Source organism: Polaribacter sp. HL-MS24, from assembly GCF_032758595.1.
Taxonomy (GTDB): Bacteria; Bacteroidota; Bacteroidia; order Flavobacteriales; family Flavobacteriaceae; genus Polaribacter.
In genome coordinates, this window is sequence record NZ_CP136415.1 from 720,771 (window position 1) to 735,172 (window position 14,402).

Consider the following 14,402-nt stretch of genomic DNA (forward strand, 5'->3'; position numbering starts at 1 on the left):
TTTAAAAAATAGCACGCTTAGAAGTATCCAATTTACAAGTTTCGAACTGCAACTTTAAACTGACGTCCTCTGTCTTCATAATTTTCGAACAAGTCGAAACTCGCACAAGCAGGAGACAATAAAACAGCATCTCCAGTTTCTGCTAATTTTTGGGCTACCTTCACCGCTTCTTCGGCACCAGCAGTCTCAACAATCATATCAACTACTTTCCCAAAAGTATCTTTAATTTTTTCATTTTCTAAACCCAAACAAACAATCGCTTTGACCTTTTCTCTCACCAAAGGCAATAAATCTTGATAGTCATTTCCTTTGTCTACACCCCCTACAATCCAAACAGTATTTTTATCCATACATTCCAATGCATAAAAAACGGCATTAATATTGGTTGCTTTAGAATCATTGATATATTCTACCCCCCGAACTTTTGCAACAAATTCTAATCGATGTTCAACACCTTCAAAATTTGCCATACTCTCTTTAATAGCCTCTTTTCGAACTTTTAACAATTGAGCAGCCATAGTAGCAGCCATTGCATTCTTCGTATTGTGTTTTCCTTTTAATGATAGTGTAGATAGTGGCATCTGTATTTTTTCTTTATGAATGTTGATAATAATCTGTTGGTCTTCAATAAAAGCACCGTATTCAATTTTTTTTTCTAATGAAAACGGAACTAATGTTGCTTTTATAGGGTTGTTTGCTAACCAATTATTGATGGCGTCGTCGTCTGCGTCATAAATAAAATAATCGGTAGCTGTTTGATTCTTTGTAATTCTAAATTTTGATGCGATATAGGCATTAAAATCATACTCATATCGGTCTAAATGATCGGGAGTGATATTGGTTAAAATAGCAATATGACTCTTAAAGTTTTCAATTCCGTCCAATTGAAAACTGCTCAACTCCAAAACATAATTGTCATAGGATTGAACTGCTACTTGCTGTGCAAAACTATCACCAATGTTTCCTGCAATCCCGACATTCATTCCTGCATTTTTCAACAGATGGTGTGTTAACAGAGCGGTAGTTGTTTTTCCATTCGATCCCGTAATCCCTATAATTGTTGCGTCGGTATAAGCGGCAGCAAATTCGATTTCAGAAATTACTTTGACTCCATTTTTCTTTAGTTTTACAATCAACGGAACACTGTCTGGAATTCCAGGGCTTTTTACGACGATCGTTGCGTTGAGTATCTTTGCTTCTGTATGTTTATGTTCTTCAAAATCGATATGGCTTTCCAAAAGAGCCTCCTTGTATTTTTTCGCAATGCTACCTTGATCGGAAACAAAAACGTCAAATCCTTTTTGCATGCCCAGTACTGCCGCTCCTGCACCACTTTCACCTCCACCAAGAATTACAAGTCTTTTCAATCTTATCTTAATTTTAATGTTACGATTGCCAATACTGCCAGCAGAATCCCTACAATCCAAAAGCGAACTACGATTTTACTTTCGTGGTAACTTTCTTTTTGATAATGATGGTGTAATGGCGCCATTTTAAATATTCGTCTTCCCTCTCCAAATCTTTTTCGAGTATACTTGAACCAAGTCACTTGAAGAATGACTGATAGGTTTTCAACTACGAAAATTCCAGCTAAGATTGGCAGCAACAATTCTTTTCGAATTGCAATTGCAATCACTGCGATAATTCCTCCAATGGTTAAACTACCAGTATCTCCCATAAAAACTTGAGCTGGAAATGTATTGTACCACAGAAACCCTATCAAAGCTCCTGCAAATGCCAAGATAAAAACCGTCATTTCTCCCGAATTAGGAATGTACATGACGTCTAAATAATCGGCAAAAATGATGTTTCCTGAAACCCATGCAAAAACTGCGAGTGTAATGACAATGATCGCGGAAGAACCGGCTGCCAGACCATCGATCCCGTCCGTTAAATTTGCACCGTTTGAAACTCCTGTGACAATAAAAACCACAATAAAAATGAACACAATCCAACCATAGGCTTCGTATCCTTTTCCTAAAAAGCTCAATGCTTTCGAATAATCTAATTCGTTATTTTTAAAAAAAGGAACTGTTGTTTTAGTCGATTTGTGTGCTTCTCCAAAAACTTTGACACGCCCATTTTCTTGAACTACTCTTTGTGTTGTTGGCAATTGCTCTTTGATCGTTACGCCATCATTAAAATACAACATAGAGCCCACAATAATTCCAAGCCCCACTTGTCCTAAAACTTTAAACTTTCCTTTAAGTCCTGCCTTGTCTTTTTTAAATACTTTAATATAATCGTCTAAAAAACCAATCAAACCCATCCAAACCGTAGTAATAATCAGAATAACGATATAGATATTCTCTAACTTTGCAAATAATATCACTGGGATTAATGTTGCAAAAATGATGATCAATCCTCCCATAGTAGGCGTTCCTGATTTCTGATTTTGCCCATCCAACCCTAAATCTCGAACCGTTTCTCCAACTTGTTGATTTCTTAAAAAATTGATGATTCGCTTTCCGTAAATGGAAGAAATCAATAAGGAAACCATAAATGCTGTTGCGGCTCTAAAAGTGATGAATTGAAACACACTTGCGCCAGGAAAACGAAACTGACTCTCTAAATATTCAAATAAATAATACAGCATTCTTAATTGGTTTTTAATTGATTAAAACATTCTTCCACCTCTTCCATGTCATCAAAATGTTCGCGAACGCCATGGATTTCTTGATAATTTTCATGGCCTTTTCCAGCTATTAAAATAATATCCCCCGCTTTTGCGAATTTACAAGCGGTCTTAATGGCCTGTTTTCTATTTAAAACAGTGAGTGTTTTGGAATAATTTTCTGGCAAAACTCCCGTTTCCATTTCATCTAAAATCGTTTGTGGATTTTCGGTTCTCGGGTTGTCTGAAGTAAAAATTGCTTGAGTACTTAGCTGCGATGCGATATGCGCCATATGGGGTCTTTTGATTTTGTCACGATCACCACCACAACCAACAACAGTGTACACTTTTTCATTTCCCGTTCTAATATCATTGATTGTTTCTAAAACATTTTTCAAAGCATCTGGCGTATGTGCATAATCTATAATTGCTGTAATTCCGTCATTTGAAATCACATATTCAAAACGCCCACTAACACTTTCTAACTGACTTATAATGGTTAAAACCTCAAGCCTTTCCATGCCCAATAATTCTGCGGTCGCAATTATGGCTGTCAGATTGTAGATATTAAAAACTCCAATCAGTTTTGTCCAAACCTCAACACCTCCGACAGAAATTAGAGTTCCAGAAAGCTGCTTTTCAATGATTTTGGATTTAAAATCCGCAAGGGTTTTTAGTGCGTAGGTTTTCTTCTTGGCTATGGTATTTTGCAACATAAAGTTGCCGTTTTTATCGTCAATATTTGTCAATGCAAATGCCGACTCGGGTAAGGCATCAAAAAACTGTTTTTTTACATTTCTATATTCCGCAAAAGTTTCGTGATAATCCAAATGATCGTGAGATAGGTTGGTAAAAATTCCCCCCGCAAAAGTTAATCCTGCTGTTCTTTTTTGGTGAATTCCATGAGAGCTCACTTCCATAAAACAGTACTCAACACCTGCTTCAACCATGGCATCTAAATAGTGATTGATAGTCACAGAATCAGGTGTGGTATGGGTTGCCTTAAATTCGACAGTATCGACCAAAATTTTGACTGTAGAAAGTAATCCCACTTTGTATCCTGCCTTTTGAAACAATTGATACAACAGAGAGGCTATTGTTGTTTTCCCGTTGGTCCCTGTAATTCCTATTAGACAAAGTTTTTGAGAGGGATGCTTGTAATAGTTGGCTGCCATTACTGCCAAAGCACTATTTGCATCTGCTACTTGTACATAGGTAATTCCTTTATGAATTTCTTTTGGAAGCGTTTCACAAACAATGACCGTTGCACCTAAAGAAATGGCTTTGGCGATGTATGCATGTCCGTCAACAGAAACTCCTTTTAGAGCCACAAAAATATCTTGTTGTAAAATTTTTCTTGAATCGAAAACAAGGGCATTTACCTCAATATTTGTTTGACCAAATAATTGAAGTATTGCAACCTGAGACAGTATGTCTTTTAAATTTTTCAACTTATGACAATTTTAAAATAATGGTTGCTCCTTTAACGAGCTTTTCTCCTTTTTTGAGGGATTGTGATGCTACTTTTCCAATTCCTGTAATCTGTACTTTTAATCCTATATTCTCCAACAAAGACAAGGCATCCATCCCAGACATCCCTTGAACGTTTGGAACTTCCGTATGAGATTCAACCAATTGGTTATCGTATTCTAAATACTTTTGATTAATAGCTGCAAACTGAGTCATCTCGGATACTGACTGATGATCTTCTGGAGTGGTCGTATAAATTTTTTGGGCAATTTCTTTAAAAACTGGCGCTGCTACAACGGCTCCATAATATCCTTTTTCTTTCTTTGGATCATGAATCACGACAATACAGGAATACTTTGGCTTGTCGGCTGGAAAGAAACCCACAAATGATGCTGTATAATGCTTAGAAGAATAATGCCCCGAAATGGTTTCTCCTTTGCTATTTGTATAAGTAGAAATGTATTTTTTTGCAGTTCCAGTTTTGCCTGCCATAGAGAAATTTGGAGAATAAATATTCTCAGCTGTTCCTTTAATCACCACATCTTCCATCACTTTCCGAATCTTTTCCAAGGTTGTGTCTGAAGCAATTTTTGGGTGTACAATTTCAGTTTTAAATATTTTTTCTATTTTGTCTTGACTTCTTAATTCCTTAATAAATCGAGGCTTTACCATTACTCCGTTATTGGCAACAGCGTTGTAAAACATTAAGGTTTGCATAGGCGTCACTGAAACGCCATATCCCCATGACATCCATTCTAAAGAAATTTTATTCCAGCCTTTATCGTTTGGTTTTGGAACAATTGGGTTTCCTTCTCCTTTAATTGAAAATCCAATGGGTTTTGTAAAACCATATTTTTCTAGTTTGTCGATGAATTTTTGAGGCTGATGATCGTAATGTTTTCGAATTAATTTCACAATTCCAACATTGGAAGACACCTCAAAAACTCTTGCAGCAGATATTTTGCCATAGCCTCCTCTTTTCGAATCTTCTACTTTAGAACCGTGAATGAAAATCCTTCCTTTTTCGGTATCAACAACGGTTGATGTGTCAATTACTTGATCGTCTAAGGCAGCCATCAAGCTTGCCAATTTAAATGTTGACCTGGTTCGTGACTTTCCCAAACGGCATAGTTTCTTTTCTCGTAGTACTTTCCTTGTGAAGTTCTTCCAAGATTAGCGATGGCTTTAATTTCTCCCGTTGCGGTTTCCATTACTACTGCACAGCCATGTTCTGCTTCAAAATCTTCCATCTGACGCAATAGTGCATGATGGGTAATATCTTGAATATTAACATCGATAGTCGTGATGATATCATGACCGTCTATCGGTTCTTTTTCGTTGATATCATTGATCGGTTTCCATTGATCTTTTGCGATTTTCTGCTTCCATCGCAATCCATCTTCACCTTTCATATAATCAGCAAAAGCACCCTCTATTCCAGCGCCTCCGCTTTCATCGTCATAACCAATAGTTCTCTCTGCAATTTTTCCAATAGGGTGTTCTCGAACCGTATGATGTTCGGCGATAAATCCACCTTTGTAAACACCCAATTTAAAAATTGGAAATTTTTTCATCTTCAAATAATCATTGTACCCAATATTATGGCAATGAAAAAATACCGCTTATTGGTTTTTTTTGCATTCCGAAGACTTCGTTCATAATAGCTTGAAGACTTCCCTAACATTTCAGAAAGTGCTTCGGACAACCCAACAATATTTTCCTCAAACACTTTATCTTGAACTGCTACCAAATCCATTCGGATTGTAAATTTCGACAAGGAAGTTGCCAATAAATTTCCATCTGCTGCATAAACGTTTCCTTTGTTTGCAGAAATGGTGAATTCTCTTACGGTAAGATCTTTGGAAAGTTTCCTGTATTTATCTCCATGTGCATATTGAAGATTGAATACTCGAAACATTACGAACACTAGAAAAAGGGTCATAAAAGCAGCTACCAAGTAGAATTTTGCCAATATGCCATTTTTTTGAGTTGCCAATGTATTATTCTTTAATTGTTACTTTTATTTTTTTTGGAGGTGTTGTCGAGGGCGCTATCCCTAAAGACTGAACTCTTCTCCGAATACTCGACTCCATTTTCATCCGCTCTAACCTCGAACTCATATCTACATAAGCCTCTCGCAATTCTCTTTTCTGCTTATTCAAAGCTGCAATTTGAATTACTTTTTGATCGGCTTGATGTCCACTCGATATCATTATCAATAAGAGCACAACGATAAAAATGATGACTCTCCAATTTTTAAATGCCGAATCGTCAGTTAAGAAACTCCCGCGCAAAAACCCGTACAATCCTTTTTTAACTTTAGACATTATCAATTAAGCTTTTATGCGTTCTTTTTTTAATGTTGCTATTCGAAGCTTTGCGCTCCTTGCTCTATTATTGATTTTAATTTCTTCTGCAGAAGGCACAATCAACTTGCCTATTTTCTGCATCGGTTCTTTGGTGTTTCCAAAAACATCCTTTTCTAGTTCACCGCTAAACATTCCAGTGCTGATAAACCTTTTCACCAATCGATCTTCCAAAGAATGATACGAAATCACACTCAATCTCCCTTCTGCTGTTAAAAGACTCGGTATTTGTACCAAAAAATCTCGTAATGCATCCAGCTCTTCGTTAACTTCAATTCGGATGGCTTGAAATATTTGAGCCAATATTTTATGTTCTACCGCATTTGGCAGGTACTTTTGAAGCACTTCCTTTAACTGAAAACTCGTCTCAATTTTTTGCTCTGCTCGTTTTTCTACAATAGTTTTTGCGATGTTTCTTGAATTCCTTAATTCACCGTATAAAAACAAGATTTCTGCTAATTTTTCTTCAGAATACTTGTTGATAATTTCTTTTGCAGATAACTTGGATTTTTGATTCATTCTCATATCTAAATCACCATCAAAACGAGTTGAAAAACCTCTTTCAGCCTCATCAAACTGATGTGAAGAAACTCCTAAATCTGCCAAAATACCGTCAACTTTCTTGATTCTGTAAAACCGTAAAAATCTTGAAATGAATCTGAAATTTTCAGGAATCAATACAAACCGATCATCATCAATCTTATTCTCCAAAGCATCAGGGTCTTGATCAAATGCAAATAACTTTCCATCAGGACCAAGCTGTTTCAAAATTTCTCTTGAATGTCCTCCTCCACCAAAAGTCACATCTACATAGACTCCATCTTTTTTGATCGCCAACGCATCAACACTTTCTTTTAGTAATACTGGATTATGATAATTCATCGGCATCGGTATTTCCCATTACATCTTCGGCTAAATCTGCAAAATCTACAGAAGCATCGTCAATGGCTTTTTCATATTTCTCTTTGTCCCAAATTTCTATAATATTGACTGCAGAAGACAATACAAGTTGTTTTTGAATTCCTGCAAAATCGCACAAATCTTTAGGAATTAAAATTCTACCGGAAGCATCCAATTCTACCATTTTTACACCGGCAGTAAATCTTCTAATAAAATCATTGTTTTTTTTCACAAATCGGTTGAGCTTATTGATTTTCTCCATCATTAGGTTCCACTCACTCATGGGATACAGCTCTAAACAGGGCTGAAATACAGCACGCTTTACCACAAAGCCTTCTTGCAACACTGCATGTAACTGCTTCTTGAAAGCTGATGGCAACATCACCCTCCCTTTAGCATCTGCTTTACACTCGTATGTCCCAATGAGATTCACCATTAAAAAAAACAATTTATAGATATCAAAAATAAATAAAATTTACCACATTTTACCACTTTTTACCACTTTGTTCATAACTTTGTCTTTTTTTAACACAAGAGTCATTTAAACAATGAAAATAACTCCATTTTAAAAAAATAACTATGTAACAAAAAAGAAGTACATTTGCGATTCAGTAAATTGTAAAACCCGAATGACCGATTATTTAAAGATTGAAGATAAATTTACGTACGCTGAGGCTGGAGAAGGACCTACAATCATAGTTCTTCACGGACTGATGGGGACTCTTAGCAATTTTGAAGACACCTTTAATCATTTTTCAAAAAATGGTTACAACGTTGTAATCCCAGAATTACCTCTATATTCACTCCCTCTTTTGAAAACAAATGTCAAGAATTTAGCAAACTTCTTGCAGGAATTTATGGAGTATAAGAAAATAGATAATGCTATTTTATTAGGAAACTCTTTAGGTGGACATATTGCTTTATATTTTACAAAACACTATCAGGAAAGAGTCACTGCACTAGTACTCACTGGAAGTTCTGGTTTGTACGAAAAAGCAATGGGAGACAGTTTTCCGAAAAGAGGAAGCTACGAATACATCGAAGAAAAAACAAAAAGTGTCTTTTACGATCCTGCTGTTGGAACCAAAGAAATGGTCGACGATATTTTTAAAATCGTAAACGACAGGAGTTCTGTCATCAGAACCCTTGCCATTGCCAAAAGTGCTATCAGACACAATATGGCAAATGATTTACCTGAGATGAATATGCCAGCCTGCATCATATGGGGAAAACAAGACGCAGTTACGCCTCCTGAAGTTGCTCATGATTTCCATAAATTATTGCCCAATTCAGATTTATTTTGGATTGATAAATGTGGACACGCAGCAATGATGGAAAGACCTGAGGAATTTAATTCCATTTTACACAATTGGCTAAAAGATAGAAATCTATAATTCTATTTTTTTGTTCCTTTAGGTATTAAACAACCAAATTTGTTATTGTGAAAATAAAATCTGCTCAATTTATAATGAGTAACAGCAATGTTACTAAAGCACCCAAAGAGCGTCTTCCAGAATACGCATTTATTGGGCGATCTAACGTAGGGAAATCTTCGTTAATCAACATGTTAATGGAGCGAAAGGATTTGGCGAAAATTTCTGGAAAACCCGGAAAAACACAACTGATCAATCATTTTATCATCAACGATTCTTGGTTTTTGGTTGATTTACCTGGATATGGATACGCTCAAATTTCAAAGAAAAAAAGGACTATTTTTCAATATTTTATAGAAAATTATTTTAAAGAAAGAGAGCAATTGGTCTGTACTTTTGTATTGATTGACTCGAGGCATGATCCTCAAAAAATTGACATCGAGTTCATGCAGTTCCTGGGAACCAATCAAATTCCATTTTGCCTTGTTTTTACAAAAGCTGATAAACTGGGAAGCTCAAAATTGAACAAGCAAATTTCGACCTACAAGAAAAAATTATTAGAACACTGGGAAGAATTACCGACGTGTTTTCTAACCTCATCTTCAAGTGGGTTGGGAAGAAAGGAGTTTTTAGAATTTATCGATGGCGTCAACCAAGACGTTGCGAAAGACTTTACATAGCCCCTCATATTTATGCAATCCACCAAAGAAAATTTACAGGTTTTGTTTGAAGATAATCATCTTATTGTCGTCAACAAAAGAGCTGGAGATATAACTCAAGGGGATAAAACTGGCGACAAACCCCTCAGTGATGTTGTCAAAGAGTATATAAAAGACAAATATAAGAAACTATGAAATGTATTTATTGGAACAGTACATCGTCTGGACAGACCTACTTCTGGAATTGTAATTTTTGCAAGAACTTCGAAGGCATTAGAGCGATTAAACAAAATGCTCCGAGACAAAACCATCCAAAAAACCTATTGGGCGATTGTTAAAAAAACTCCTGAAATTATTGCCGACAGCTTGACAAATTTCCTAAAAAAAGACAGTAAAAAAAACAAGTCTTTTGTATACAAAAAGGCAATTGAAGGCAGCAAAATAGCAACGCTACATTACAAAGTCATTCAAAAATTAGACAATTATTCGTTGTTAGAAATTGACCTAGAAACTGGGAGACATCATCAAATTAGAACCCAACTATCACACATTGGAAGCCCCATTAAAGGAGATTTAAAATACGGTTTTGAAAGGAGCAATAAGGACGGAAGCATTTCTTTACACGCTCGAAAAATTCGCTTTATCCATCCCGTAACTAAAGAAGAAATTCAAATTACCGCGAACACACCCAATGACAGCATTTGGAACGCTTGTGTCTAATTTTTGTATATTTAGACAAAAGTTTCCCAAAAATGAAGTCACTAAAATACCTCTCAGTACTAATTTTACCTATTGTTGTTTATATTTCCTTTACTTCTAAAGGATGGCTAACACATCTCCCAGCAATCGTTTTCTTCGGACTGGTTCCATTTCTTGAACTCTTCATTCAACCAAACAAAGAAAATTTTACGGCAGAGGAAGCTAGAATCGAAAAAGAAAACAAAAACTATACCTATATATTATATGCAACACTCCCCCTCCAATTGATTTTTTTAGGGTTCTTCTTATATGCAATTCAAGAAACTGGGTTGACAACCTCAGAATTGGTCGGGCGTATTTTTGGAATGGGAATCATGTGTAGTGTCATTGGGATCAATGTAGGTCACGAACTTGGCCACAGACCCCATCGTGGAGATCAACTGATTGGAGAAATCCTACTGCTCACGTCTTTAAACACACATTTTCTACCCTACCATAACGGTGGACATCATTTACATGTAGCAACACCCAAAGATGCAGCAACAGCAAGAAAAAATGAAATCCTTTTTTTATTTTGGATTCGCTCTCATTGCATGAGTTATGTACAAGCATGGAGGCTCGAAAACAAGCGTCTTCAAGCAAGTGGTAGAAACTGGTTTCACCCTCAAAATAGAATGCTCATCTATACATTTTGCAACTTCCTTTTGGTTGGCGGAATCTATTTTTTATTTGGAAAATTCGTTTGCATCTCTTTTTTAATAGCCGCTATTTCTGGAATTATTTTGCTAGAAACTGTAAACTATATTGAACACTATGGACTTCTAAGAAAACAGGATGTAAATGGGCGTTATGAAAAGGTAAAAAGGAATCATTCTTGGAACTCAGATCATCAAATTGGACAAATGCTCTTGTTTAATTTATCGCGTCATTCAGACCACCATTACAATGGCTCAAAACAGTATCAACTCTTAAAATCATTGCCCGAGAGTCCGCAAATGCCTACGGGTTATCCAAGGCATGATGATTCTTGCATTTTTACCTCCTTTGTGGTTTTTAGTGATGCATAAAAAAATCAACTCAATTTCTTAAATTAGTATATGAATTCAGAAAAAACAGTGTCAGAAGCAATACACTATCGGCGCTCTGTAAGAGTTTACGACGCCCAAAAAACCCTTGACAGCAGTCTTGTCAAAGAATGCCTCAAATTAGCTGTATTGGCACCAAATAGTAGCAATATGCAATTGTGGGAGTTTTACCATATTACCTCCAAAGAAACAATTGCCCAACTTGCCCCTTTATGCTTCAACCAAAATGCAGCAAAAACAGCACAACAATTAGTGATTTTTATCACTAGGAAAGATCTATGGAAAAAACGCGCAAAGGCCAACTTGGAAATGGTAGACACCCTTTTTCCACAGAAACCCAAAGAAGAACAAAGTAGCAGGGAGAAAGTGATTCGAAACTATTACGGAAAAATCATTCCGTTTGCCTATGCAGATTTTTTTGGAATTTTAGGCTTTTTCAAATACCTCTTTGTCTTTGCAATTGGAATCTTTAAACCTATTTATCGACAAGTGAAAGGAAGCGATATAAGAACCGTAGCGCACAAAACCTGTGGATTGGCAGCTGAAAACTTTATGATCTCTATGGCTGCAATTGGATATGACACCTGTCCTATGGAAGGCTCCGATACCCTAAGAGTAAAAAACCTATTAAACTTGCCCTCTGGTGCAGAAATAAATATGATTGTTTCTTGCGGAATTAGAGATGAAAAAGGGATCTATGGGGAACGTTTTAGAATTCCTTTTGAGGAGGTTTATAAAGAAATTTAATCTCAAAACCCTTCTATGAATTCGACCAATCACTCTTCTAGGTAAATTTTACTTTTTTGGGTATAATACCAATCGGTTGGGACTCTTTTCGATGATGGCTTGATTCATTTCCATTTTAACAAATTCTCCATTCAAATATTTAGCTGCTTGATCTTTGTAATGCGCACTAAAAACACGTCCCGATTGTCCTGTTGGTATAATTGCCATACTGTTTTCAATATCTGAAAAATCGACAATTCTTCTTGTAGAAGGCCCTGCTTTTACCTTGTAATATCCGGTAGCATCAATATCATAAATTTGATTGTTAATTACCTGATCTCCTCCAGAAGTGACAAATGGCCCCACATTGAACAACATTCTTAAGGCATCAACCTGACCTAACGCATGCTTATGTTCAACAGAAACCACTCGATCCCAAGTCCAATTAACAACATTTTCGCCCAATTGATTTTGCAAAAAAGAAAAAGCATCTTGAAACGATTTGTTAATAATTTCTTTTTTGGTCTCAACCTTATCTTTGGTAGAAACATCATCCCACCAAACCGAATTTTCTCTCGCCATTTGAACTGGCAATACCTTTTCGATCAGAGGGGTATTTGTAAATTGTTCAAAAGCATCCCCCAACTCATCGCTAAAAGTGTTTTTCTGAAATTCGTAGACAATACGGTTATAGATAACTGGCCCTATTTCGAAAGTATCAAAATTTCCTTTCCATTTTTTCAAACTTGAAAGGGCGATTTTTTGACTAGGAGAGAATCCTTTTTGATCAATTTCTTTGATAAAATCAGTAAGAACTTTGGGTGCAGAAAGTGAGGTAACGTCATTCAACATGGTTGCAACTTCTTCTTTTGTCCAGTCGTTTTTGGATTCTAACAAATTCACAATTCTTTTGGCTCTGTTTTCAAATAAATAATACCCAGGATACAATGTACCATCTATTGACTCCGTTTGATTATTTGCAGAATACACATAATTCGAGCTAGGATTCACAGCTTGTGGATTTTGTTTAAAATCCAAATACTCTAAAATTTCATCCTTCCCAGAAGCACCATTTAAATAGGTTTTTGTGTATAAAGAGTCTCTATATCGATACAATTTTCCCGAGGCAAACCATGCAATATTATTGAGTGCATCTCCATACATCATGTTCAGACCTGGAGCATGCAATTTACTGGCTCCCTTTTTAAAATCTTCCAAACTTTTGGCATGCGAGATTGCATAGGCAGCATCTAAAATTTTATTTTCTGCCTTGGTATAAATCCACTGCATTGCAATAGGTCTTTCGTCATCGATATGTGTGACCAAATCATTGATAATAGGACCATGTTGGCTCACTTTTATTTGATATACTAGATCTTCTCCTTCTTTAACTTTAATCCGTTTATCAACCAAGCTATATTTTTCATACCCGTTTGGTGTTTTGTATTCCATTGGGTTGTTTGGATTATTTTCTTCCGTATAAAAATCGACATCATCATTTTCAAACATAGTCAACCCATAAGCATAGGTTCTATTGTGACCTAAAAGAGGAAAAGGCACTAGGGCCAAATTGAACCCATAGATTTCATAATTTGGAGTTTTGATATGCGATTGATACCAAACCGAAGGCTGTGAATAACCAATATGTGGGTCGTTGGCAAAAATTACTTTACCACTTTTTGTTTTTTCTGGACCTATCACCCATGAATTACTTCCTATAAAAGGAGAAATCGGTAACGCATTAAATAGCTTTTGCATTGCACTTCCCAACGCTCCTTTTAAAATTGGATTTTTTTGGGTTTGAATGAGTGTTAAATTTTGAGTTTCGGCACCGATTAATTCATTCAAGTAGGCTTCTCCTAAAACCTCTTTTACTTCTGTTAAAAGCGGATCGGTTTTGTGGGCCATTGCAAAACTAAATGCCATGTATCCAAATACATTGTACATGTCTTTTAGGGTGTATTTTTCTTTTTCTACTCCTACCAACGTAAACTCCAATGGAGTTTTTCCATTTTCTATGTATTGATTTATTCCATTTAAATATGCCATTGACAATTGGTACATTTCAGAATTCTTGTCTAAATTCTGTATGGTTTTTTGGGCATTTTCTTCAATTCCTAAGCCAGACATAAATTTGTCAGTGTCAATTAACTTTTCACCAAAAATTTCAGACAATCTTCCTGCCGAAATTCTACGAATCAATTCCATTTGCCACAATCGATCTTGTGCATGCACATATCCTAAGGCCGTGTAGGCATCGTGTTGATTTTGGGCATTGATATGTGGCACCCCAATGGTGTCATAATAAATTTCAACTTCTTCGACAAGGTTTTCTAGCGCAATATCACCTTTGTACTCAGGGTATAATGTTTTGGTATACAACCAAAATCCAACCGATACAAAAAGTATAAGAAGGAAAATATATTTGGTAATATTTTTAACTATTTTCATAGAAATCTATTTGATATACTCAAAGATACTAGAATTATATCGTATTTTTGATATTGATT

11 protein-coding genes and 2 pseudogenes are annotated in these 14,402 nt (G+C 35.9%); 5 read left to right on the top strand and 8 right to left on the bottom strand.

Annotated elements, in window-relative coordinates; translation table 11 throughout:
* Positions 1-32 precede the first annotated feature (32 nt).
* From murD to mraZ, 7 genes and pseudogenes are all read right to left on the bottom strand, one after another.
* Positions 33-1,367: a UDP-N-acetylmuramoyl-L-alanine--D-glutamate ligase gene (murD, locus tag RRF69_RS03420; protein WP_316940570.1), complete on the bottom strand. Its 1,335-nt coding sequence runs from the start codon at positions 1,365-1,367 to the stop codon at positions 33-35.
* 2 nt (positions 1,368-1,369) lie between these two features.
* Positions 1,370-2,596, bottom strand: a complete 1,227-nt coding sequence (mraY, locus tag RRF69_RS03425) for a phospho-N-acetylmuramoyl-pentapeptide-transferase (protein ID WP_316940571.1) — start codon at positions 2,594-2,596, stop codon at positions 1,370-1,372.
* Between the two features lie 2 nt (positions 2,597-2,598).
* Positions 2,599-4,065: a UDP-N-acetylmuramoyl-L-alanyl-D-glutamate--2,6-diaminopimelate ligase gene (locus tag RRF69_RS03430; RefSeq protein WP_316940572.1), complete on the bottom strand. Its 1,467-nt coding sequence runs from the start codon at positions 4,063-4,065 to the stop codon at positions 2,599-2,601.
* A gap of 1 nt (position 4,066) precedes the next feature.
* Positions 4,067-6,026, bottom strand: a pseudogene (locus RRF69_RS03435) (penicillin-binding protein).
* 58 nt (positions 6,027-6,084) lie between these two features.
* The gene (locus RRF69_RS03440) at positions 6,085-6,411 is read right to left on the bottom strand and encodes an FtsL-like putative cell division protein (protein ID WP_316940573.1); all 327 of its coding nucleotides are present in this window, start codon (positions 6,409-6,411) and stop codon (positions 6,085-6,087) included.
* A gap of 6 nt (positions 6,412-6,417) precedes the next feature.
* Positions 6,418-7,332, bottom strand: a complete 915-nt coding sequence (gene rsmH, locus RRF69_RS03445) for a 16S rRNA (cytosine(1402)-N(4))-methyltransferase RsmH (RefSeq protein WP_316940574.1) — start codon at positions 7,330-7,332, stop codon at positions 6,418-6,420.
* Positions 7,319-7,786 (bottom strand): division/cell wall cluster transcriptional repressor MraZ, encoded by a 468-nt coding sequence (gene mraZ / locus RRF69_RS03450; RefSeq protein WP_316940575.1) that lies wholly within the window; start codon positions 7,784-7,786, stop codon positions 7,319-7,321. The genes rsmH and mraZ overlap by 14 nt, the downstream gene beginning before the upstream one ends.
* A gap of 193 nt (positions 7,787-7,979) precedes the next feature.
* Here mraZ and RRF69_RS03455 point away from each other — a divergent pair, with 193 nt between their 5' ends.
* The 5 genes and pseudogenes from RRF69_RS03455 (at position 7,980) to RRF69_RS03475 (ending at position 11,913) form a co-directional block, all read left to right on the top strand.
* Positions 7,980-8,744 (top strand): alpha/beta hydrolase, encoded by a 765-nt coding sequence (locus tag RRF69_RS03455; protein WP_316940576.1) that lies wholly within the window; start codon positions 7,980-7,982, stop codon positions 8,742-8,744.
* A 47-nt stretch (positions 8,745-8,791) separates the two neighbouring features.
* A complete protein-coding gene (gene yihA / locus RRF69_RS03460) occupies positions 8,792-9,403 on the top strand; it encodes a ribosome biogenesis GTP-binding protein YihA/YsxC (protein WP_316940577.1) in 612 nt (203 codons plus the stop codon).
* A gap of 12 nt (positions 9,404-9,415) precedes the next feature.
* A pseudogene (locus RRF69_RS03465) lies at positions 9,416-10,102 on the top strand (RluA family pseudouridine synthase).
* Positions 10,103-10,134: 32 nt separating this feature from the next.
* Positions 10,135-11,148 (top strand): alkane 1-monooxygenase, encoded by a 1,014-nt coding sequence (locus RRF69_RS03470; protein ID WP_316940578.1) that lies wholly within the window; start codon positions 10,135-10,137, stop codon positions 11,146-11,148.
* A 30-nt stretch (positions 11,149-11,178) separates the two neighbouring features.
* Positions 11,179-11,913: a nitroreductase family protein gene (locus RRF69_RS03475; protein WP_316940579.1), complete on the top strand. Its 735-nt coding sequence runs from the start codon at positions 11,179-11,181 to the stop codon at positions 11,911-11,913.
* A 48-nt stretch (positions 11,914-11,961) separates the two neighbouring features.
* Here the strand turns inward: RRF69_RS03475 and RRF69_RS03480 are convergent, their stop codons facing one another.
* Positions 11,962-14,343, bottom strand: a complete 2,382-nt coding sequence (locus RRF69_RS03480; protein ID WP_316940580.1) for a penicillin acylase family protein — start codon at positions 14,341-14,343, stop codon at positions 11,962-11,964.
* Positions 14,344-14,402: the final 59 nt, after the last annotated feature.